Annotated in this window: 23 protein-coding genes; 5 read left to right on the top strand and 18 right to left on the bottom strand. The window is 32.9% G+C overall.

Going from position 1 to position 23,815, the window contains the following annotated elements; all coding sequences use genetic code 11:
* Window positions 1-6: 6 nt before the first annotated feature.
* Window positions 7-2,892 (bottom strand): hypothetical protein, encoded by a 2,886-nt coding sequence (locus tag BFU36_RS09360; RefSeq protein ID WP_231961112.1) that lies wholly within the window; start codon window positions 2,890-2,892, stop codon window positions 7-9.
* Window positions 2,893-3,428: 536 nt separating this feature from the next.
* Between BFU36_RS09360 and BFU36_RS09355 the strand changes: the two genes are divergently transcribed.
* Window positions 3,429-3,623, top strand: coding sequence for a hypothetical protein (locus BFU36_RS09355; RefSeq protein WP_069283704.1), 195 nt, complete (start codon window positions 3,429-3,431; stop codon window positions 3,621-3,623).
* 181 nt (window positions 3,624-3,804) lie between these two features.
* Here the strand turns inward: BFU36_RS09355 and BFU36_RS09350 are convergent, their stop codons facing one another.
* Window positions 3,805-4,299 carry a zinc ribbon domain-containing protein gene (locus BFU36_RS09350; protein ID WP_069283702.1) on the bottom strand — a complete coding sequence of 165 codons (495 nt, stop codon included), beginning with the start codon at window positions 4,297-4,299 and terminating at the stop codon, window positions 3,805-3,807.
* Window positions 4,300-4,588: 289 nt separating this feature from the next.
* Here BFU36_RS09350 and hsp14 point away from each other — a divergent pair, with 289 nt between their 5' ends.
* Complete coding sequence (gene hsp14 / locus BFU36_RS09345; RefSeq protein ID WP_069283700.1) at window positions 4,589-4,963, top strand: archaeal heat shock protein Hsp14; 375 nt, start codon at window positions 4,589-4,591, stop codon at window positions 4,961-4,963.
* 11 nt (window positions 4,964-4,974) lie between these two features.
* Here hsp14 and BFU36_RS09340 read toward each other — a convergent pair whose 3' ends face one another.
* Window positions 4,975-6,453, bottom strand: a complete 1,479-nt coding sequence (locus BFU36_RS09340) for an AarF/ABC1/UbiB kinase family protein (RefSeq protein WP_069283698.1) — start codon at window positions 6,451-6,453, stop codon at window positions 4,975-4,977.
* 17 nt (window positions 6,454-6,470) lie between these two features.
* The gene (locus BFU36_RS09335) at window positions 6,471-7,376 is read right to left on the bottom strand and encodes a mechanosensitive ion channel family protein (protein ID WP_069283696.1); all 906 of its coding nucleotides are present in this window, start codon (window positions 7,374-7,376) and stop codon (window positions 6,471-6,473) included.
* A 106-nt stretch (window positions 7,377-7,482) separates the two neighbouring features.
* Here BFU36_RS09335 and BFU36_RS09330 point away from each other — a divergent pair, with 106 nt between their 5' ends.
* Window positions 7,483-8,736 carry a TM1812 family CRISPR-associated protein gene (locus tag BFU36_RS09330; RefSeq protein WP_069283694.1) on the top strand — a complete coding sequence of 418 codons (1,254 nt, stop codon included), beginning with the start codon at window positions 7,483-7,485 and terminating at the stop codon, window positions 8,734-8,736.
* Window positions 8,737-8,778: 42 nt separating this feature from the next.
* On the opposite strand, the gene BFU36_RS09325 is transcribed toward BFU36_RS09330, so the two are convergent.
* The 9 genes from BFU36_RS09325 to BFU36_RS09285 all read right to left on the bottom strand — a co-directional run bounded on the left by BFU36_RS09325 (window position 8,779) and on the right by BFU36_RS09285 (window position 17,864).
* Window positions 8,779-9,399 carry a hypothetical protein gene (locus BFU36_RS09325; protein ID WP_069283692.1) on the bottom strand — a complete coding sequence of 207 codons (621 nt, stop codon included), beginning with the start codon at window positions 9,397-9,399 and terminating at the stop codon, window positions 8,779-8,781.
* 356 nt (window positions 9,400-9,755) lie between these two features.
* Window positions 9,756-10,823, bottom strand: a complete 1,068-nt coding sequence (locus BFU36_RS09320) for a hypothetical protein (protein ID WP_069284701.1) — start codon at window positions 10,821-10,823, stop codon at window positions 9,756-9,758.
* A gap of 65 nt (window positions 10,824-10,888) precedes the next feature.
* The gene (locus tag BFU36_RS09315; protein ID WP_069283690.1) at window positions 10,889-12,094 is read right to left on the bottom strand and encodes a glycosyltransferase; all 1,206 of its coding nucleotides are present in this window, start codon (window positions 12,092-12,094) and stop codon (window positions 10,889-10,891) included.
* Window positions 12,091-12,747 carry a DUF5752 family protein gene (locus BFU36_RS09310; protein WP_069283684.1) on the bottom strand — a complete coding sequence of 219 codons (657 nt, stop codon included), beginning with the start codon at window positions 12,745-12,747 and terminating at the stop codon, window positions 12,091-12,093. Before BFU36_RS09310 ends, BFU36_RS09315 begins: the two co-directional genes overlap by 4 nt.
* A 110-nt stretch (window positions 12,748-12,857) precedes the next feature.
* Entirely contained in the window at window positions 12,858-13,064 is a 207-nt protein-coding gene (locus tag BFU36_RS09305; protein ID WP_197490526.1) for a hypothetical protein, read from the bottom strand.
* A gap of 186 nt (window positions 13,065-13,250) precedes the next feature.
* On the bottom strand, window positions 13,251-13,754 hold the full coding sequence (locus BFU36_RS09300; RefSeq protein WP_069283680.1) for a DUF4382 domain-containing protein: 504 nt from the start codon (window positions 13,752-13,754) through the stop codon (window positions 13,251-13,253).
* Window positions 13,755-13,842: 88 nt separating this feature from the next.
* Window positions 13,843-15,489 (bottom strand): ABC transporter permease subunit, encoded by a 1,647-nt coding sequence (locus BFU36_RS09295; protein WP_069283678.1) that lies wholly within the window; start codon window positions 15,487-15,489, stop codon window positions 13,843-13,845.
* Window positions 15,490-16,434 carry an ABC transporter ATP-binding protein gene (locus BFU36_RS09290; protein ID WP_069283676.1) on the bottom strand — a complete coding sequence of 315 codons (945 nt, stop codon included), beginning with the start codon at window positions 16,432-16,434 and terminating at the stop codon, window positions 15,490-15,492.
* Window positions 16,435-16,439: 5 nt separating this feature from the next.
* Window positions 16,440-17,864 (bottom strand): extracellular solute-binding protein, encoded by a 1,425-nt coding sequence (locus tag BFU36_RS09285; RefSeq protein ID WP_069284700.1) that lies wholly within the window; start codon window positions 17,862-17,864, stop codon window positions 16,440-16,442.
* 283 nt (window positions 17,865-18,147) lie between these two features.
* Between BFU36_RS09285 and BFU36_RS09280 the strand changes: the two genes are divergently transcribed.
* A complete protein-coding gene (locus tag BFU36_RS09280) occupies window positions 18,148-19,041 on the top strand; it encodes a S1C family serine protease (protein ID WP_069283674.1) in 894 nt (297 codons plus the stop codon).
* Window positions 19,042-19,099: 58 nt separating this feature from the next.
* Window positions 19,100-19,567 (top strand): peroxiredoxin, encoded by a 468-nt coding sequence (locus BFU36_RS09275; RefSeq protein ID WP_069283672.1) that lies wholly within the window; start codon window positions 19,100-19,102, stop codon window positions 19,565-19,567.
* A 1-nt stretch (window position 19,568) separates the two neighbouring features.
* Here the strand turns inward: BFU36_RS09275 and BFU36_RS09270 are convergent, their stop codons facing one another.
* From BFU36_RS09270 to BFU36_RS09250, 5 genes are read right to left on the bottom strand one after another with little or no spacing between them, the layout of a single operon-like run.
* Window positions 19,569-19,976 (bottom strand): PH domain-containing protein, encoded by a 408-nt coding sequence (locus tag BFU36_RS09270; protein WP_069283670.1) that lies wholly within the window; start codon window positions 19,974-19,976, stop codon window positions 19,569-19,571.
* Window positions 19,918-20,889, bottom strand: coding sequence for an ABC transporter ATP-binding protein (locus tag BFU36_RS09265; protein WP_069283668.1), 972 nt, complete (start codon window positions 20,887-20,889; stop codon window positions 19,918-19,920). Before BFU36_RS09265 ends, BFU36_RS09270 begins: the two co-directional genes overlap by 59 nt.
* Window positions 20,882-21,853: an ABC transporter ATP-binding protein gene (locus BFU36_RS09260; RefSeq protein ID WP_069283666.1), complete on the bottom strand. Its 972-nt coding sequence runs from the start codon at window positions 21,851-21,853 to the stop codon at window positions 20,882-20,884. The genes BFU36_RS09265 and BFU36_RS09260 overlap by 8 nt, the downstream gene beginning before the upstream one ends.
* Before the next feature lie 3 nt (window positions 21,854-21,856).
* The gene (locus BFU36_RS09255) at window positions 21,857-22,753 is read right to left on the bottom strand and encodes an ABC transporter permease (protein ID WP_069283664.1); all 897 of its coding nucleotides are present in this window, start codon (window positions 22,751-22,753) and stop codon (window positions 21,857-21,859) included.
* Window positions 22,746-23,777: an ABC transporter permease gene (locus BFU36_RS09250; RefSeq protein ID WP_069283662.1), complete on the bottom strand. Its 1,032-nt coding sequence runs from the start codon at window positions 23,775-23,777 to the stop codon at window positions 22,746-22,748. Before BFU36_RS09250 ends, BFU36_RS09255 begins: the two co-directional genes overlap by 8 nt.
* Window positions 23,778-23,815 lie beyond the last annotated feature (38 nt).

Raw genomic sequence — 23,815 nt, 5'->3', positions numbered from 1 at the left:
TTTAAATTATATTTTAGGTCTTCTTAAAATAAGTATCAGAATTGCAGCTATTATTATTGCTATTACTAAGATTATACCGCCTAGAAAGACACTGCTTATATTTTTAATAAACGTTTCTGTTATCGGTTGACTAACAGTTATGGTTTCCCCGTTACTCACGTTTTCTGTACCAACCCATTTTCCTTGAAGATATATAGGTAAGCTTTCCGTTAATGTTACTTCGCTTCCAACCGGTAACCATTCTGAAACTCCATTTATTGTAACTAAGTATTCCTTTATTGGAGATACTTCAACGTTTAAAGGAGACGTTACATTGTATACGTATTGGGTAGTATTGTAGAGAATTCTTTCATTGCTTGTTATATTGATATACTGCGGTATTTTTATTGCTTGGCCATTATTTACCCACAGTTCACTAGTATTTATACTTAAATTATTTATATATATTACTATTGGAATATTTATCTTAACTAGGAATTGTTCTACAGTGACTACAGAGATATTTATGGGCTCATTAACCGTGAAATTCTGTGGCGAGATTCTCAAAACTACGTACCTAACGTCGGAGGTTGGATAATACGTATTATTCAAAATTACTATTGAACTACCTTTATTATACCACCCTGAAGAGAAAGTAATTAGAGAAGTATTTACAATAGCTTTTATAGGAATATTGGAAACTAGTCCGATATAGTATTGTATTATGTAATATACATCTAACCTTATTGGTTCATTGACACTTATTATGTTTTCGAGGACTTTCGATCCGTTAATTAACAAAACACTTAGATATTGCCTTTCAAGCTGATTGATATACCATATTCTATATATGGTAAATTGTGTTCCATTATTGTACCAATTGGTTTGTAATGTGACGTTTTTACCATTTGAGGAGACGTAAACTGGGTAATTTGAGAATAATTCCAAGTAGTATTGCGTTATCGTAGATATAGAAATATTTAGCGGAGTAATAACAGTAATATTGGATGATGGTAATATTTTAACAATTATTAATCTTGTTACATTATTAACATAATGTGTTACATTAAGTATTTGTAGTCTAGTACCATTATTAATCCACATAAATGAGGATAGGCTTTGGTTTGTGCCATTTATTAACGCGTAAACCGGTATTGGGGACTTAACAATTACTGGAAATTGTTTAACTACGTAGATTCTTAGAGCTATTGGTTTATCAACTACGAACGTGCTTGAAGGTGATATACTAGTGATTATGTATCTGTATTGATTGTTTGGTCCATAAATTGTTATATTTTCTACTTGTATTACCGTACCCGTATTGAACCAGTTACTCTTTAGGCTTTGGTTTGTGCCATTTATTAACGCGTAAACCGGGATTTGTGACACTAGACTTAAATAATATTGTATGAGTTCTTGTACGTAAAAAGTATATGATCTATTTACAATTATGTAGGTAGCTGGAAGTATTCTCGTGTATATGATTCTGGTTTCATTATTTAAATATAGAGTAATGTTAAACACTTTGATAATCGTTCCACTATTGTACCAATTACTTTGTATCGTTGTGTTAGTTCCATTTATTGAACCATAGAGGGGAAATTGTGACGTTACATAAACATAGTATTGTAGTACATAATTAACTGTCAAATTGACTGGAGAGTTTAATACAAATTGCTTAGAAGGATTTACGGAAATAATATAAATTCTGGAATCATTTGAATAATAAGTGTATGGATTAATTGATATTGTTGAAGAAGAATTATACCATCCACTAGATAAGATGGTAGTAACCCCATTAACTGTGGCATTAACATTGATGTTTATACCCACGTAATATTGTAATTGGTAATAAAGTGTTAGATTCCCTACTTTTAACGCCTTTATAGGGGTTTGATTGATCAAGTAAATTCTGCTTAAACCATTAACTATTTCTGTAGGAACAGTAATATTACTGCCAGGATTTACGAATATTAAGGAAGGCATATAGGTGGTTATCTTTTGATAATTAGAGTAATAAGTTACGGGGAGTTTTTCATTAAAATTACCTCCAATTATTTTGTAATTTATGAGAATTGGATAAAGACTGCCAGTAACATAGTATATGCCATTAGACGTCTCGAAAGCTCCACCATAAGTTAAGTTATAAAAAGTATAATTATTTGAAGGAGAGAAATCACTAATAGAATAAAACAAAGTATTTACGTTACCAGAAGAGTTATAAAATTCATTTACGCCCAAAGAAAAGTAACCAGAGAAACTGGGTAGTTTGTATATTACTCCTTCCTCACTACCATAATACGGTCTTAAATGGTACCATTCTGTCATTAACCCAGTAAAGTATCCGTGGTTAACTAAATTAAGACTAGTTACTATTTGGCTTCCATTAGCTGGAACTAAAGCTATAGCCTTAGAATGAGTTACCGTATCATAAGCACATAATACCATATTTCCGCTTAAGAAATACATTTCTAACATTATTTCATCTCCACCCTGAACTACTCCATTAAAATTCAATAGTACTGGTCCTCGGACTGGGCTTCCGTTGCTAGCCCATACCATATAAATCATGTGGAATCCCGGATCAAACGTTCCATTACTAAATGGCCAATTGTAAGCTATACCTAATTGATACCACCAGTCAGTGTTAGTTACAGCATTTATTAAGTAAGCAGGACCATAACCTGATGTACTAGACTGCGCAATAGCATAAACGTAGGCTGTGAAGTTTGTACTTACTGGATAAGTATTAAGCATCATGAATAACTGTTCATCGTAGAAATTTAGCGGGGAATCACCATTTACCATTGATAATGGTAGAGGTTTGCTCAAATATGGTGTATGACTTATGCTTAATATTGATAATTGTGGCATAATTAAAAGTATTAATGCAACTAATTCCCATCTCATCATTTGATTTTTTAATATACAAAAAGATTTAAGCGTTGTGGTAAATTGCCGTTAATTTAAAAATTCTTGAATACAGTCATAGTCTCGTATTATAAATTAACTATAATAAAATATTGAGAGTGTAAACGTATAACATAAAAATATATATTAATAATAATCTAAAATTTTATACATATATAGTAAGATTAAATATAGTATTTTAATGTAAAATTAAAGTCAGAATTCATGCATTAGCAACCTTATCGTGAAGGATGACCTAAAGGTAGTTTTGCTGAGTATCAAGCACATTTTATGTAGTTCACTAACTTTCTTCAAGCCCTAAAGGATGACGCTTTCCTCATGTTGTAAGAAGTATTATCTAAACTTTTATAGATAATACGACGAAATTAATAAATCTTATCCATAATACTCCTATTGTTATTAGGAGGATTAATGACTAGGAATTGTATTACCTTGAAGATATATAAACTCCATAATACTTGCTATGTGTTTAATGAAAGTAAAATATATATTTGTGAACAATAATATGATATATGAGTATGATACCAATAATCATTTTTATAAAAATTTCGTTTGCAATATTAGCTCTAATAATGGCGTTCTTCGGAGCAACTTATGTAGGTATAGCACATTTTAATTTATTTCCAAAAATTAGGAGAGATCTATATACTATCGGTACGATGTTAGTTGTGATTGCAATAGTGTTTATCACACTCACATTTATGATGCTTTAATTTTTTATAATACTCGTCCTTGGAAGTGCTGAAATGACATAATTAGAGCTCTAGAGCGTAGGATTAGAATGTACAAACTATACATTAGAGCAGAAATAAAAAACTTAATATTTTCTCAGCAGGATTAATATATTGGGTGCTGATAAGGGCTCGGCTTGATAGATGATGATCCCGAGCCATTCTAACTGAGTTTATACCCACAATTTGAACAGAATTTAGCAGTTGGGGGATTAAGTACTCCGCACGAAGGACATCTTAATCCTTGGGTCATAGGTTGTTGTGGTATTGAAGTTTGTTGTGGTATTGATGCTTGTTGGGGAGTTTGTTGGTAATAAACTGGCATGTCAAATAGTCCATCATTGATTTGCTTGTCTATATTAGTGAATAATTTGTGGTTTATTAACTCTCTGCCTAGAGGACCAATGTGCTCTTCCTCAACAATTATCTTAAAGTCAGTGGGTTGTCCTGTTACTCTGATAATAATATTTTCGACATGGTGGAGATGTCCTTTTTTCATTGCTCTTATGGTATAGTCATAGTATGTCATTCCAGGCATCATCGGAGGCATTGGATTTTGCATCATGGATGACTCCCATCCTTCGCTTAGTAGTAAATTATTTATTTCTTGTACTAATAAAGGTATATTTATGGATCTACCTGTATATATCTTTTGCATGGGTATATTATTGTAGAATTACTAATAAATTTTTCCATTCAATATAATTTCGTTAAAATGTCAAGATGTCTTTTCTGTTCAATATATTATGTAAAGTTTATCATAAAATTTATATATTAAATATTGTTCCATAAAAATTACTGTAGAAGCTAACTAGAGCTGTAAATTTTATAAGAAAACCTTTATAATGAATTGCAGGAAATAGAAGAATATGAGAAGACTAATAAGATGGTATATGATTTATAGGCTATTAAGGGCTTTATGGCAATGGAGGAGAAGGTGATAATTTTTGATGGACGTAATTATGAGAGAGATAGGTAGAAAATTAAATGAATTAAGTAGAGAGTTTTATGAGTCAGTGGCACCGCCTATTGATATTTATGAGGAAGGAGGAGAGCTAGTTATTATAGCTGATTTAGCAGGCTTTAGCAAGGATAAGATTAATGTAAGACTAACGGCAGATAATGTTCTAACTATATCTGCGACTAGAGATATTCAGTATATTGGGACTAAGTACGTAACACAAAGACCTCTTAAAATTTATAGGCGAATTAACTTACCGGCTAAAGTTAAGAAGGATGCTCAAGTTTCTGCTAAATATGATAATGGTGTATTAACTATCAGAGTACCTATAGAGGGGGCTGTTTCAGTCAAAATAGAGTAATTTTTTTAAACCTACTTTTTACCATAAATGGAGATAGCTAATACGATTATAAGTAAGGTTAGTATGATATTTTTGGTTAGGATATAAACTATTATCGATACAATTATTATGATTTGTGGTAAATAATCAGTTATTGAATTTTTCTTCCTTGTTTGTGTAATTTCTGTTTGATATTGTGGATACGATAGAAGAAAGTTCCTAAACCTATTAATTAGTCCATTTAATAACTCTCTCGCTTGCTCAATTACAACTTTCGTAGTATATCCTTCCTCTTCTAGAAAAGTTATGGATGATTTTACGAAATCAAAATTACTATCTATTTCCCTACAAGTGCCTTCTAAAACATTTATCATTCTAAATGGTAAGACTAACCTGGACGGCATTCTTAAGGGAAATTTGAAGAAAACTTGATCTGCTAGTTGTACAAAATCTTGTAACTCTAGCTCACTTATTTCTATACCTTGCATGGACTGCATAAATAATTTTAATCCCATAGTTAGCACTCTCCTATCGGCAAATGGTTGTATTGCTCCTAATTCATCTAATACTCTGACCAAAGCTTCAGCATCCATTCTTACCATTGCTACATACGCTCTTAACAATAAGGTCCGAGTTTTTTCATCAATTCTACCACTCATTCCGAAGTCATATAAGATTATATTTCCCTCATCGTCCACTGCAATATTACCGGGATGAGGGTCTGCATGGAAGTACTCCTTATTCAATAGCATGTACATGAATAATCTGAAAACCCTATAAGCTAGAATATTCTCATTAATTATTTTTCTGGCAGTGTCACTAGTTACTTTATACCCTTTTATATACTCCATCACTAGAACTCTTTTAGTAGCTTTGATAACGTTAGGAATTCTCAAGGATGGGTAATCAGACAGTTCTTCTCTTATCTTATTTAAATAAAACGCCTCTCTAGTATAATCCATTTCCTCAAATATTCTTTTAGAGAATTCGTCCATGAAAACCTTTATTATTTCTAAGAAACCTTCATCAAAAACTAGTTTAAGTAAAGGAAATAATCTCTTCATAACTTCTATATCTTCACTTACTATTTCTTTTATCCTAGGTCTATTTACCTTTATAGCTACCTTTTTACCTTTATACTCTCCTAAGTACACTTGTCCTAATGAAGCAGAGGAGATGGGTTCCTCACTAACAATGCTTATTTCATCACCTAAATCCTCCTTTAGAATTTCCTTTACATCGTTAAATGGTGCTGGTGGTACCTCGTCTTGAAGCCTAGATAACTCTTTTATGTAAGTTTCAGGCATTATATCTGGTCTTACAGATAAGATTTGACCGAATTTTATAAATGTTGGACCTAGCTCTATCAAAGTATCTACAAACTTCTTAGCTTCTTGACTAACTTCTCTTTCATCTATTGATTTGTCCTCTAAGATCATTTGTCTAAATCTTCTGTAAGCTAATATCCTAGGGGCTAGTTTAAAGAATACTTTTAGTAATCTCCTTATCACATATATACTAAACTTTCCTAAGTATTTACGGCTTTAGTCTTCTCTAATAATTGTTTCTGAATATTTATTAATTTCCTAAGCACTTGATCTCTTATTGGCTCTTCATATTGTCCCTTAGCTAATGCATCAACTACGATTACGTAAGTACTTAAGGTTGTTTCAATAACCCTTACTACGGGTTCTCCGACAAATATGTCTAATTCTGATAATTCAGACTTTACTTTGGTTATAAAAAGATCTGGGTCGATATCTTTACTGACCTCAAATCTAGTTCTTACTCTTCTATAGTCTTCGTCATGAACAAGAACTGCAGCTTGTATCATAATGCTGTTAGGAATTTTCATGATAATATTATCATCTGTCAGTATGGTAGTCCACATTAAAGAAATATCTTTGACTACGCCAGTATACCCAGGAATTAAGAAATCATTATTAAAATACTTAGGAGGAAAAGTTGGAGCTATCAATCCATATTGCCAAGTGGTAAAAGTTATTCTATCTCCTACTCCGAACGGTTTACTTATGAAAAGTACTATGCCTCCAAATATATTAGATAGCACGTCTTGTGATGCTAATCCTAAAATGAGACCAATAGCAGTGCTACCGAATAGTATACTCGTAATGCCTATTTTAAATAATGATAAAACTGCAATAATAGAGATTGTATATCCTATTACTCTTATCATTAGAGATAAACCTTCACTTACTGTAGCTCCAAGAAGCCTAGATAACTTCTGTGATTTGATAAAATCCGAAATTAAGCTCGTTAACACTATTCCAGTTGTCAATATTAGAATAGCATATATAATTAGTGAGATACTTAGTGTAATTAAGTGTAAAATATTAGATAAAACGAAGACTACGGATATGGCTATTACTAATATAATAAATAATGTTAATAATCCGGCAGTCCATCTCCTCATACTAACTAATAACTAAGCCTTGGTTTTTATATGTTTCTTACCTATGCTTTGCCTTTTAAAAAAGATTCAAGAATAGCTTTAAAAATTATAATGAATACAATAGTAAATGAAAATATTAATCATAGCACCTTTAACGGATCTTTCCCAAAGGGTTGAAAAATATATCCCATTAGATATAATTAATTGGGGAAGATCTCCCGTCGAGATTGAATCTAAATATTCATTTCTAGCTGAAAAAACATATTTAAAGCAGGATAAACACGATGTTAAAGTTTTAGTTTTAATTCCCTCAAAACTGAGAGATAAGCAGAATATCACCTTTAACACCTATGAAGAATTATTAAATAAACTATATTCTTTATTTAGAGATCAAGAGATAGAAAAAATAGATGTAATACCATTTGAGGATACGGTAAATTTGGGTACCTCACTATTCTTTAGTTATGTTAGTATTTACAAGACCTTAAGAGAAACCCTACCAAATTTAATTTTGCTTGATATTTCTCATGCAGAATCAGCTTTTTCCTCCCTGGTTCAGCAAAGCCTAGAGGTTGCTATGAATGATATTTTACTTACGTATTCTGAAAAAATGTATTTTGGAATAATCTCTTCTAAAGACACAGGAGAAATACAGACTATTTCACATTTTGTTAAAGATGTTAATAGCGTTAGTCTATTTCAATATTTGTTGCGGGAACTAAAAATATTTAGAACAGAGAAACAAGTTAAACTGCCTCAAATAATGGGAAGGTCTGAGATAAAGAAATTCGCCTTTAGTATTACTAATTGCTTTCCGCTTCTAGCCCTTCACTCGATAGAAGATGTAAAAGATCTAATGAGTGAAGAAGAGTTTGAAAAGTTTCTAATGAGTAATATGCAGATTAAGGATGGAAAAATTTATTTTGATGTTGAGTTGCTCGAGGGGGCTACGTACTACGTATTGGGCGTACATTTAATTAATAGATATAGGGCTAAGAACCCCTATTCCATAGAGAACTTAAGGAATATTCTAACTATCTCACCATTGCCTTGCAGAAGAATCGGTAATGAGATATTAGACGATTTATTAGCTTCTATTAATTATCTTTTAAAAAATGTAAAAATAAGTGGCGAGTATAGTCTTAGTTCAATATCCTCTTTACTTAGATTAACAGTCGGTGAAATTGCTAGAGAAAAAGAAAATATACTTGATTTGATAAGAAGGCATAAAAAGGATTGTAGTGATGAGGTAAACTTAAATGGATTAGGCTTAGATCCAAACTCAACTATCATAAATATAGAAGATAAAATTACTATCTATTATTCCTCTGAATGCATAGATAAGATTATGGGAAAAATAAGGGATTTTCTCAATGAGTAATTGGAGAGATTTATTAGCGATCTTCTTAAATGCATAAAAAGATCAACTACACAGAGAAAAAGAAATACATATTTGAGATTTATCACATCGATCACTCAGTCTTATGATATCAACATAGTTTTCTGAAAATCTTTGTATCATATCATTCAAATACGAAAGCAAGGTGACGTTATTTGTTGGTGAAAATATCTCAATACTTCTAATATCTTCTTCTCTCCCTAATACTCTTAATTTCAATTCACTACCAAATAAACTAGATAATGAAATGATAATACTGCCTAATATTCTTTTCAGCGATTTACATTTTTCGCTCTCACTCTCAACAATAATATCCAACTCTCCTAGGCTACTGTTTATGTAAGATATGATCTTATCGGAAAGGAGTTTTATCATTATTTTATCATTATTTTTCATTAAAAAAATTATTAGATCATTAAAAAAATTTGAGTTAATAAGATATGTTAATCCAATTATCGACTCTTTGAAGTTTAAATCTATAATATCTAAATTACTGTCGATTAATTTTATCGCGCTTTCAATTATTTTATCTGTGCAACGATAAGACTTCTTCATATTCAGTTTCGTGCATATCCTGTCCAGATCCTCCCATATTTTGTTTCCAATCCTCCAGCTATGCGAGGAAGTTTCTGAAGGAGAACTCATATAGGACTTTCGTTTAATTTACATATTATAAAATTTTTCATTAAGACTTTTCTATGTTTAGTATTATCCTCATTCGATAATCAATAGTTTGAGGTTACCCTATATTATATAGTATTTCTACTTAAGCCTCAATTAATATTGATAATGCTTTAACTTTATATTATGTTAGTTTAGTGTTAGGATATCAAAAGATTATACGTAGTTTCTTCTAGTTCATAAATGTAATTTTACCGTAACCACGCATGTTATAACTTAAATATATCTAAGTTTTTTCCTTGAATGCTAAATATCTTGTACAGCTATTAAGCTTAAGGGTACACGCTTATATGAGCATACTTTTAGCTAGTTTTAGATATCTATTGTAAAAATATCTCTGTATCAATCCTTAATCTAACAAAGTTATTATTGGATTCGATTTTTGCAGACTCTCCAAAAATAAAATGTAGAAAGTTTAGGATATATTGTGAATTTTCACTACCAACAGGATATATAATTAATTCTTTAGGATTTATTCGTATTAACTTTAATTTCTGATCAATTAGATATATTAATAATTCTATGTTTCTCTTCATAATTTCTATATCTAATGCTCGATAGTTGATTTCCGGGTGAGTGCTAGTTCTAGGAGCGAGAATATGACTGGTTTTTCTTAATTCCACAAATAGATCATATATTTCGCTTAGCCTATATAATACATCATAGAAAAATAGATTTTTTTTATACAATATCTCAAATATATTTAAAGCTTGATATAATATAATATTGTTTATGGATTTTGGGTTATTTATGTTTAACATAAACTTTTTCACTATATCATCTCTTTTAAAAATTGTTTTATCGCTTATTCTCACACCGTGTTGATTATGCTTAGAGAAGTCTATAATTTCTTGAACTTGTGCTTCTATTTTTACAAAATTATCTTCATATACGATTTTACCTAAGTTGAGGATCTCTATAAACAGATCGATCATTTTGAATGAATATTTAATCACATTTTTATCTATATTATTATCTATCCTTATCTTGTAACTTATTGTTTTACCATTTCGAACAACTTCAAAATTAGATTGTAAGTATGGGAAAAAGTATTCTATTAAATGTCTTAAATGATGCGTGTTTAAAAAGGAGAAATACTTCTTTATTATTGATTCAATTATTTCCTCATAACTATCAAATTCAAATTTTGAGATTTGTGATGTATGAACGAACGTAAAATTGTTATTAATCAAAATATAAGGTATGAGAAAGCACGCATCAATTCCAATTAGATAGTTATCCCTTTGTATCATATTGATAATATTATTAAACACATTATCGTAGAACTCCTTTTCATCCTTTAGTTGGTACAGGCTGATTAACAAATTGGCTCTATCTCTAAGTATCTCACTGATTGGCGTTAGCTTCGTCGACTCTGATTTTTTCACTAGATAACATATACTTAAATATTTATAAGCATTTTTGCATCCATCTGATAATATTTGTAGAAAAATCATTCCGAGAATTTATTTGCCACATATGATATTGTCATTAAATAATCTCTCAGCTCTCTAGTAATCAAGAAGTTTCTTCTCACATGTTCCTTAGCTCTCCTCCCTATTTCCTCTCTAACTTTTTTGTTTCTTATAAGATAGATAATATAATGCGAAGCACCTTGTGGGCTGTTTACCAAGAATCCAGTAATCCCATTAATGACTTGTAATGGTATTCCCCCAGTGTTTCCTCCTATGACAGGCTTCTTTTTCCACATGGCTTCACTAACAGTCAATCCAAAACCCTCCTTTATTGACTTTTGCATTACCACCGTTGAAGCTCTTTGAAAGGCGTTTATTTCTAAATCACTATAGGGTGGTAACAATAATAAATGAATGTCCTTATCACCTTGTGAGGCTTTAACAACTTCATTATATACTTTTTCACCTTCAGGATCATCAGTAGCTGGACTTCCAACATATAATAATTGAATATCCACATGTCTCTTTGCCATTTTATACGCTTGAATGACACCTAAAGGATCTTTAGCGTAATCAAATCTAGATACTTGCGTAACTAAAGGTTTTTCCTCAGACAAATCAAACTTATGTAATATCCTTAATATTGTAGTATCCGGAATAGGCCTATTTTTAATACTCAAGGGATCTATTGAAGGAGGAATTATGAACTGAGGAATTTCTAGATCATCTCTTCCGAATGACGGTACTGATATGATCGCGCTATCATATTGGGAAATATATTTTTTCAAAAAATTCCACACAGGCTGATAAGGGTTTGAAATATCAATATGACATCTCCAAATCCATTTGCTATTGCCTTTCTTAAATCTTACAAGTCCAGCTGGTTGAGGATCATGTATAAACATTATATCGTAATCCATTGGTACCTCAGATAGGTTAGCCTCTTGCCATTTATCATATATTTTAAAGTAATCCTCTGTTATATTACCTACGCCGTTTTGTAGTGCGTTGTGAAAAGATTTCGTAACATTAAAAAAATCGCTATCCCCCTTAATTACCTTCCAATCTACATTGAGCCCTAATTCCTTCATCAATGGAACCATTCTGTTCAATATTTCAGCAACTCCTCCTCCTGCCTTTGTTGAGTTCACGTGTAAAATAGACAAATCCTTTATTTTTTCAGCAATTCTGAATATTGCATCCAGCTCGTGTTCCCCTATAAATTTCTCATATTTTTCTATCATTTTAACAACCCCCTCTCTAACGTTTTGATTATATCTTTCCTAAGAATTTCTTCATTAACGTACGTTTGAGGATCTAATTTGCTCAAAGCCTCAGCTACATCTGTCAAACCAAAATTCATTTCTATCCATTCAGAGAAATCATTTCTCTTAGAATATCCTAAGACCCTTTTTGCCACAAAATGCCATACTAGGGATCTAGATGGAATTTGCTGTATTAAATCAAGAAATTCTGCTAAAGTATTTGCGCTATAATTTGTTTTATATACTATTGGTCTGCAAGAAATGAAAACAAAGGGATATAACGCTATTTTATCATCTGCTCTAGGCTCCAGAATTTCAATTAGATCTTTTCTAATATCTTCAACGGTTCTAGGCTCTGCTCCGGGGATGTCAGAGACTAACTCAGCCAATTCCTTATAGCCAAGGTTTTCGGCTATCCAGTGAGCGAAATCATTTGAGTATTCTTCAGGGATTAAGTGAGAGGAGAAAATGGGATGAAAAACGTGATAAAATAATGAGTACTTATCGGCGTTTCTTATACCTATTACCAGCTCTCTCAAGTTTTTAGCCTTTAGCTTAGAGTATATAGGTGGATAGTAAGCTCCATAGAATTCAAAAGGCATACCTTTTCCTTTAGAATCTAAATCCATCATATACATTTATATGTACATAAACTTTTATTAACCTAACTTCATATCGTATCGTCGAATAATTTTTACCTAATTTGAATAAATTCTTTTTTCTCAGATAAGTAAGAACTTATCTAACTTATGACTACCTCTTCTGCTATATAATTACGTCTTAATAAATAGACTGCTCTTTTCTTCAGCTCTACCTTTATTTCTGAGTCCTTTAAGTTAGTTGAAAGGTACCATAATACTAAATGTTTTTCATCACCTTGTAATGCTAACCTTCTATAATGATGAACTACGTTCTTGCTAACATAATTACAAATTTCACACTTGCTCAAGTGAGATTTTCTAAAATGCTTCTTAAGAGAGGTAATTGAATAAGCATTAGTATTACACGAAGGACAAATATATTGCATAAGATGCCAAAAGGAGTTTATATTTAAAAGTGCTATTAATGTTACAATAGCTTGTCAATTTCAAAAAAATGGAACAGCTTAATTTAGAGTTTTTATTTTGCTGAAAACTTAACTAATGACTTGAGCTGTAATAGACGGGCTTATTATCACTTGACCGTTAGCGTATGCGATATGTGGGAAACTAATCAAAAGTGATTCAGTAGAACCTCCTTTCAAATCCATACCATTTATAATATGTATTTTAAGAACTTCACTAGGCAGTTTAGCTGAAACGTTAACATTTCCTATAGTAACTTGTGCAGCTGATATTTGCAAAAATATTTCATTATATTCACCTGCTGGTATTCTAGCTGAAGTTAAGAACGTCATATTTGAACTGAGTAATACGGTTATTGTCTTATTAGATATTGTTATCCAAGCTGAACTGTTGGTTGAATTAGTTCTATGTATCATGATTGATGAAATTGTTAGGTATATTTTTAGCAACTGTGAACTACTAGGAGCATCTTGCAAGTATATTTTTACTGTTCCAGTAGAAAAATAATAGTAACCATATAACCCTCCAGCTATTAGTATTATTAAAATTACACCTGCAATTAATAGTTTATTCATCAATTCAGTATCAGTGTTTCTTCCTTAAAAAGTCTATCGTTATCTTTAAAGTTTCATTGAGTGAAATTTCAGTATATTATAATCATAGCTATACAAACTTTAATCCTCCCTCATATCCTCCTCTTAATACTCTATCTAATGCTATTAAGGTCAAAATCATAACTGGAAATGATGCAACAAGTGCTGAAGAAGCCAATAGCCCCCAGTTTATACTTTCGTTTCCTATAGCCAGTAATGCAAATATTGTTATAGTTTGAGCCCCTTGTGGAGGAAAAGAAAAATTATACGGAGTTTGAGTAAATATTAATGGATAAAACAATAAATGCCAATTGAATATAAAGGATAATAAAAGTACTGAAAATAAAGTAGTCCTAGATAAGGGCATTATTATTCTAGTCAGCTTTCTCTTAATCGAGAAAACTTCTGCAGCGTCTTCATATGCTTTAGGGAATCCTAAGAAATAGTTAAAGAATAACCAAACTGCGAAAGTTGCAGTAAATATTGGTGTTGAAATTATTAATGCCTCCCAAGTATTCAGCAAATTTGTATTGGAGAAAAATATATACAGTGGTATTACGAAGGACGTAGAGGGTAAAGAATATAGGTAGATTGAGACTGGTAACAACCATCTTAATTTCCCCTTAGATATCTCATAGGCTGAAGGTAGTGAAAGTAATACGGTTATCAATGAGGCAGAAATTGCTACTATTATACTTGAGATCATGTAAGGTATAGAACTTAAAATTGCTTGCATAAAATACTTTGCAGTAAGATCTTCTGGTATTATAATTGGAGGATAGCGGAAATCTAAGGATGCACTTCTAAATGCGACTAAAAACATCCAGTAAATAGGGAAATCCATGAAAAATGTGACAATAGCAAGAAATATAAATATAATTACTTTGAATATTTTATCCGGTATTTTTATATTTAAAGATAACCATCCAGATTTCTTACTTCTCAACAACATTAATAGTGCGATAGATGGTATAGTAGCGAATACACTAAGGATAGCTGCAGCTAAAGCTCCTCCAGAGAAGTTACCTAAAGAAAACATTTCGTCATACACTAAAAGCGATAATGTAGTTGTGGAATATGATGGACCACCTGAGGTTAAAACATATGGCAAATCAAAGTTACCTAAAGCTATTATAAACTCTAAGAGAAACGATATCCAGAAAGCTTTTCCAGCCATCGGTAAAGCTACTCTAAAATAGTATTCAGATAATGGAAGATTATCTATTTTCGAAGCTTCCTTAACATAATTAGGTATTGATCTTAGAGTAGATAACATGATTAAAAAAGGCATTGGTATTGAAGACCAGATACTTACACCGGTTACCGCAATTAGGGCTGTTGAAGAGAAGTAAAGTGGGTCATATCTTAATCCAAATAAATAAGAAAACCAACCATAATTTCCGTAGAGGCTTATTGTCCAAATTAGTGCAGAAGAAGTAAAAGGAATCGTGTAAGGTAACATAACCAAGAGAGAAATTAGCCTCTTCCCCTTACTTAACATATCTACGCCTACTGCCAAGAAAGTTCCAATTATAGAGGAGAAAAATGCTGTTAATAAAGAGAAATATAAAGTATTATATACTATTTTTGGGAATGGTACTAGAGAAAACCCAGTAAAAGCCTTATCAAAATTTACTCCTAAGAAAATAAACGTATATATGAAAGGAAGGAAACCAAAAGCGATGATATAAACCAAATAAGGCGAGGAGTACTTCATTCATTCTAACCTCTTTATACTAATCAAATTGAACTTAATTTCTTGATTAATTTTGAGTTTATTCTTAGAGAAAGCCCTTATTTCTTGATCATTAAACGATATATATATCAAGTATCTATCCCCCCAAAATTCTACGTCTTTTACTACACCCTTATACCTCCCCTCGCCCAAAATAACGTCTTCAGCCCTAATACCTATTTTCCCTTCTAAGCCTATCACCTTACCATCCATTATGCTCATAGGTGGATTTCCGAAGAAAGACGCGACGAAGGAGTTAACAGGATTTTGGTATATCTCTTCTGGTGATCCGATTTGGATGATCTGCCCCTTATCGATTATCGCTATCTTATCTGCTAACGCCATCGCTTCAGTCTGGTCGTGTGTAACGTAAAGGGTAGTGATTGAGTTCTCGATCTGAATTTCTTTGATTAATCTTCTCGCGGACATCCTTTGTGGTGCATCTAAATTTGATAACGGTTCATCCATTAAAAATACCTTTGGTTTTCTAACTAGAGCCCTTGCTAAACCCACTCTTTGTTGCTGCCCACCAGACAACTCTGAAGGATATCTGTCTAGTAACTCATATATTCCTAATCTTTTAGACACTTCAATAATTATGTTCTCTCTCTCTGACTTATCAAAACGCTCTATAGGCATCGAAAGATTTTCATAAACTGTCTTATTAGGATAAAGAGCAAAGTTTTGAAAAACCATTGCTATATCTCTTTTTCCAGGTGGCAAATTAGTAACATCCTTATTATCTATTAATATTTTCCCACTATCCACTTTCTCTAAACCTGCAATGCAACGTAAGAACGTAGTTTTCCCAGAACCAGAAGGACCTAATATTATAAAAAATTCTCCCTTTTCTACTTTTAGGCTTACTTCCCTTATTGCATAATTACTACCATATTTTTTAGACAGTCTCTCTATCTCGACGCTCATAACTTTTACCCATAATACGATGCTTCTGCTTGGACCCAATCTGAGGCTGCTGTCTGTAAAGCTTGTTGAGCTGATGTTTGACCGGTTAAGTAATTATAAACTTGACTATTGAAGTCACTAATTAGTGAGATATAAGTAGGTGGAATATTAGGTGGGTTAGCCCAAGCGTTTAACGACGCATTATAAACCGCTGAAAGCCATTCCCTCTCATAAGTTGGTAGTGAAGTATTTGATATTAAATTTAGGAAAGCTTCTTTCGATACTGGGAACTTGCTGAACTTTAGAAAAGCGATAGTTTGAACCTTAGGAGAGACTAAGAAAGCTAGAAATTCTTCTGCCAATTCTACGTGCGTAGAATATTTACTTATACCTAAGAAGTCAGTCCCGGTTTCAGCATAGCCTCCAGGCAATGGAGCCAAGTAAGTGTCTTGTAACTGAGACGTGTTAAATGATGATAGCTGACTGGTAAAGAGGAAAGCTCCAGCAGCATCTGGATAAAATTGCGCTAGATTATCATAGCTTATTTGAATTGAAGACGGAGAAGGTTCATAACTTATTAGTGATTTGTAAACTTCTAAAGCTTCTAAGCCAGATGTCGAGTTAAAGGACGGAAGGGGGAAGGAGAAACCAGGGGGTATGTAACCTTCAAACATTATGTTAAACCCTGGAATACCTCCGACTAAACCATGGTTCAGTGTATTATTTCTAGCATAATACCACCCAAAAACAGCTGGATAAGCATCTATGATGCCATGAGCTACGTGATCATCTATCAGAAAACCATATTTAGTGATATTGTGGGATACTAAGAATTGATCAGCATCTAATACATCAGTCCAGTTTTGCCATGTAGATGGATTAAAACTTATATGATATTCTTGATAAAATTCATTAGCTAAAGTAGCGTTTTGAAATATAGAAGGTTTGTAAGCCATTAAGTAAACTGCTGTTTCATATGCTATTCCAATTGTTATATTTTTACCTAGAGTAGAGTTGTAGATAATTCCTCCAAATGCTTCTTGTGGTCCTATGAGATCTGTCATATTAAATAATGAAGTATTTAGGGGTAACAAGTATGGAGCTACTCTTTGGGCAGAGGTTGACGTGAAACCTATTATATCATACTCACTTGAATGGCTTTCTAGCGCGGAAAGTTCTTGATCAATATAATTACTGAATGGATACGTAATGACCTTAACTGTTACGCCAGGATGCTCTTGTGAGAATAATTCGCCTGCATATTGAATAAATTGAGCTGATTCACCTGAAAAAGTAACCACAGTGAGGGTAACACTAGATGTTATAGCAGGCGAGGTAGTAGTTGAAGTAGTGGGCTTATGGGATGTTAGAACTAAGTAAGCACCTAATATAGCTATGATGACTATTATAACTATTATTATGGCGATTATACTTTTAGAAATTCCCTTCATTTCTTGTTTCCTTCTCACATAATGCTTAAATTTTTATCTATCCTTATCAACTCTACTCCCGTTTTGTATTGAATTTAAAATTACTTGTATCTAACCTTAGAAGAAACATACTATAACGAAATTTCGAGTTACTAATCTTTGTATTTCTCCGTTAGATGAAATTTAGTAACGGATCTATTTTGCAACAAAACTATGCCGAATTAAGTTCCGGATTAAGAAAAATAGCTAGCTTCTAAGAAACACATAAATAAATACGATTCTTGCGTAATAGTTATGATAAATTATGTATGAAGATTTAGTGGAAAAGGTAACTCCAGCAGTAGTTACAATATTGACTAGACAAGTTACATTAGATGAATTTTTTACACCTCAAGTCGCTGAAGGTATAGGTTCTGGCTTCTCAATAGAGAAAAATCTTCTAATAACGTCCTATCACGTTATTGAAAGCGCTAGAGATATAATAGCAATATCAGAGGATGGTTTCAGAGATGATGTAGAAGTTGTTGCTGTAAATCCTTTTCATGATTTAGCAATATTGAGAACTAGTCTTAGTTTACCCTCTCTTAAGTTATCAACTAAGTATAGAACGGGAGAAGTTGTGTTAGCAGTAGGTAATCCTTTAGGGTTATATAGTGTTAGCATGGGAATAATCAGCAGTGAAGAAAGGACTATTATGTCTCCAATCGGATCTCCAGTTTATGTTATTCAAACTGATGCAGCGGTAAATCCGGGGAATAGTGGTGGTCCATTAGTCAACGAAAAAGGTGAGGTTGTAGGCGTAGTGACAGCGATGATTAGAAATGCTCAAAACATTGGTTTCGCAATACCGTCTAAGCTAGTTATAAGTTTCGTTAATAACGTTATGCGATTTGGTAGATACGTAAGACCTTATATCGGCATATCAGTGACGAAACTAAATAAAGCTTTAGCAACGTATCTGGGTATAAAAAAGACTAATGGGTTACTTGTCGTAAATGTAGATCCAGCTGGAAGCGCTTATAAGTATGGGATAGAAAAGGGTGATGTTATATTAAAGATAGATGATATGGATATTACCTCACCTAGTGATCTAATAGCAATATTAGAAAATAAAGTAGGTTCTTATATAAAGGTGAGGGTATTAAAGGATTCCAGAGAAGCGGAAATTAAAATACCTGTGTTAGCAGTTAATGCTTAAACATTTTAAAATTTTCCATATTTAGCTTTTTATATTCTGAATCATATACGAGTGTAGTATGGTAGAAGTAGGAGATAAAGCACCAGAAGTAGAATTAGTAGATACTGACTTGAAAAAAGTAAAGATACCCAGTGATTTTAAAGGAAAAGTAGTCGTATTAGCCTTTTATCCAGCAGCCTTTACCTCAGTATGTACCAAGGAGATGTGCACTTTTAGAGATTCTTTAGCAAAGTTCAATGAATTTAATGCTACTGTGATTGGTATAAGTGTAGATCCTCCATTCAGTAATAAAGCGTTCAAAGAGCAGAATAAGCTCAATTTTACAGTACTTAGTGATTTTAGCAGAGAAGCAGTTAAAGCTTATGGAGTAGCTGGAGAATTACCAATATTGAAGGGATATGTTTTAGCTAAGAGATCGGTATTTGTTATAGATAAGAATGGGATAATCAGATATAAGTGGGTTTCTGAAGATCCTGGCAAAGAGCCTAATTATGAAGAAATTAGGCAGGTTATTTCTAAACTATAAGTTAAGATAACGAATTTTTAATTTTTTGAAAGAATTCATCAGGATTTTTTATATCCATCAATACGGTTATCTTACCAGAATTTGGTACTATATATATCGATCCACAGCCTAATCTCCTCGCTATAGGACCTTGAGAAACAAAAATATCTTTCAAATCACTAAGCTTAACCCTTTTTTCTGAGAAAGCTGACTTCACTACTACTTCATTTCCATAAATACAATAAGTATGGTTCTTAAACCACAAAATTATCATGCAGAGTATTACATACCAAATGACTACAAATATTAAGTAATTAATTATGCTAGTAATCTCTAAAAATAATGAAAAAATTATTAGTATAATTGTACCTTCAACTAGAAGTCTTCTTCCAGTTGGTTTCGTACAACCAACAAGCGACTTTTCTCCCATTTACTTCCACCAAGGGAGGTTCATTATTTTTACATACCTCCATAGCCATAGGACATCTAGGGTGGAACCTACATCCTTTAGGAGGATTTATTAAGCTGGGTACTTCACCAGATGGTGGTTTAAGTTGTTTTCTATTTAAATCTGGTACTGAATTTAATAAGGCTTGGGTATATGGATGCATTGGTTCAGAAATCACTTCACTACTATTTCCCTCTTCTACTAGCTTCCCAGCATACATAATTATTACTCTATTTGATATAAATTTTGCAACAGAAATATTATGTGTAATGAATAAATATGTTAAATTTCTCTCTTTCTGAAGATCAGCAAGTAAATTTAATATCTGCGCCTGAACTGAAGCGTCTAAAGCTGATGTAGGTTCATCTAGTATAAGGAACTCTGGCTCCTTAGCTAATGCCCTTGCGATAGCAACTCTTTGTAGCTGACCACCGGAAAGCTCTCTAGGATATTTATCCTTAACGTAATCGTAGTCTAGTCCAACTTCTTTCAACAATTCCTTTACCTTTTGATCATTTTTACTCTTCATACCTTCCTTAACAATGTCTTTAACTCTCATTCTAGGATTTACAGAAGTAGCTGGATTTTGAAATACCATGTGTACTTTCTTCCTAACGTATTCTTCATTACCATTGTTAACCGGTCTTCCCATGAAAAATAGATGTCCTTCAGTAGGTTTTTCTAATGTTGCTAAAATCTTACCTAAGGTTGTTTTACCAGATCCGCTTTCTCCTACTACACCTAAAGTTTCCCCCTTTTTAATCTCTATCGAAATACCATCTAACGCTTTAACATAAATTGGTGGTTGCTTACTTATTGATTCTAGAATTCCTCTTTTTTTAGCTAGATAGTATTTCTTAAGTCCAACAGTTTTATAGAGAATGTTGTCACTCATATAACCAACACCTCACCCTTCTACCATTCTTTTCTATTAGAGGAGGCTCCTTTTGTCTGCACACATCCATCACTTTATCGCACCTTGGATTAAATTTACAACCTAATGGTAAAGCAAAGAACGAAGGAGGATTACCTGGTATTGCACTCAGCCTTCCTTGATCTTTACTTCCCTTGGGTATACTAGCTACTAATCCTTGTGAATAAGGATGCATCGGAGACTTTAAAACTTCCTCTATATTTCCATCTTCCATTATTCTGCCTGCATACATTACTATTATCCTATCAGCTATTACATAAGCCAATGAAATGTCATGAGTTATGAAAAGGATGCTTGTACCTAACTCCTTATTTAATTGCTTAAACAAATTCACTACTTGTGCTTGTATTGTTACGTCTAGTGCGGAAGTAGGTTCGTCAGCTATAAGTAATTTAGGCTTAAGGAGCAAAGCCATTCCAATGACAATTCTTTGAACTTGACCACCAGAAAGCTGATGTGGGTATCTGTCAATTATTGCATATGGGTCCGGTAACCTTAAATCCTTCAATACCTCTATAACTTCTTTCATCAAATCTTCTTCACCTACTTTTTTCCCTTCCCTTTGGTGTCTAATTTTACATGCTTCTAGTAGCTGAAAACCAACCTTTTTAACAGGATTCAGACTATTTAGTGGGTTCTGAAATATCATGAAAACCCATGTTCCTCTATACCTCTGTAGCTCACTCTCTTTTAACTTAGCTAAGTTCACATTATCTATTATTATATCTCCACTAATCCTAGAATTTGGGGGAAGTATTCTAGCTATTGCATGACCAAGTGTAGACTTACCAGATCCACTCTCTCCTACTATACTTACTATCTCTCCCTTTTCTACTTCTATACTCGCATTATCTAAAACCTTTACCCATCCGAGTAATGTATTGTAATAAACGTTCAGATTTTTTACCTGGAGTAACAACTTCATCACCTAGTAAACAATTCTACCTGCAATTACGTCCTGTAATCTATCACCAAGCAATACAAATCCCACAACTATAATTAATATAGCTAAACCTGGAAAAACTGCCCACCACCAATATTGCGGTAAGCCGGATAAACCGTCAGCAGCCATAGCACCTAATTCTGGTATTGGTGGAGTTACTCCAATTCCTAGAAAAGCTAGCGTAGAATAGGTTAAGATTACATTTCCAAAGTCTAAAGCTGCATACGCTAATATAGGATCGATAGAGTTTAAGAATATATATCTGTAAAGTAACTGAAATGAAGATACGTTACTTAACTTAGCTGCGGATATATAGTCCATATTTTTTATCCTTAATGTTTGTGCTCTGTAAAACCTAGCGTACGTCGGCCACCAGACTACTGCTAAGCCCAATATCACAGCTAAGAACGTTGCTCTCAAGGGAACTGTTATTGCTATGACTAATATTAATGCTGGCAAAGATAAGAACGCATCAGTTACTCTCATCACTATTTCATCTACTATTCCTCCCAGATATCCCGCTAAAATTCCAAGTATACCCCCTATAACTATTGCTGAAAAAACTACCACCACAGCTACGAGAGCATCCCTAGGCATCGCATATAGCATACGTGACAATATATCCTCTCCTTCTGCATTTGTGCCTAAGAGGAATTGGGAAGATGGGGGTTGGAAAGCCAAGCTGAGATCATATTTAAACGGATTATGTGGTAGCAAAATATAGCCTAATTGTGGGTTCTTGAGATATCCCGATAGTATTTCTAGAATACCTTGAATAAAAGACCATACTAGGAATAGTAAAACTATTATAAGCCCTAGTAATCCAGCCTTGTCTCTGATCAGTGCCTTAAGCATGAACTTAATTCCATAGCTTTCACTCAACTATCCTCACCCTAGGATCAAGTACTCCATAAAGAATATCAGCTATCAAATTAGCTATTATAATTGAAATTCCTACTATTATGGTAGTTCCTAACACCGAAGTATAATCTAAACCTTCAATTGCTTGTGTAATGAAGTAACCCATTCCGTGATATTGAAATACATCTTCTATCACTACAGCTCCAGCGACAGAATATCCAAATAATAAGGCAATTAGTGTAACTAAAGGTATTGAAGCGTTTCGTAATACTACACCATAAACTACTCTTCTTCTACTTAACCCCTTCATGAAACTTAATCTCGCAAAATCTGACTCCATATAATCTAGCATAGAAGCTCTCGCAATTCTAGTTACAATTCCAAACGTTACTAAAGCTATCGCAATTACTGGTAGAACCATATGATGTACTAGGCTCGAAAGATATGGCCAATCAGCAGATAATATCGCATTTAGCAAAGGAAATGGAGTTAATGGCTTCGGTGGGGTAAGAGTGGGATTTACGGTACCTGTAGCCGGTAATAATCTCAAATAATAGGCAATTACCAATTGAAGTATCGTAGCCACAAAAAAAGGAGGAGATGCCCAAGTAACTAAGTAAACTCCACGTACCAAATAATCTAATGGATTATTTCTATTAGATGCAGCTATTGCCCCAGTTATGAGTCCAATAATTACTGACAAGATAGTAGCTGGTATAACTAATTCTAGGGTCCTCGGGAGATACTTTCCTATCAAATCTATAACTGGTACCTTGTAAGTCGGATCAATTCCTAAATTTCCGTGAAAAACATTTATGATATAATTGACTATTTGCACGTATAGTGGTTTATTTAAGCCATACTCCTTAGCTACTTGCTCCAACTGAGTATAAGTAGCATGAGGTCCAGTGTATAGTCTAGCTAGCGCTAATGGATTAGGTGCTATCACGTGAATCATGATAAAAACAAGTATAATTAGCAATAAGAGCGTGATTAAAGCATTTATAATTCTTCTAATAATAAAGAAGACAATATTTAATGACATACCACGCTCATTTTAATACAGTTTAAAGCCATTAATAT

The sequence above is a fragment of the Sulfolobus sp. A20 genome (assembly GCF_001719125.1).
In the GTDB taxonomy this organism is placed as follows: domain Archaea; phylum Thermoproteota; class Thermoprotei_A; order Sulfolobales; family Sulfolobaceae; genus Saccharolobus.
The sequence above is the reverse complement of the archived record's forward strand: the minus strand, read 5'-3'. Positions and strand labels throughout refer to the sequence as shown.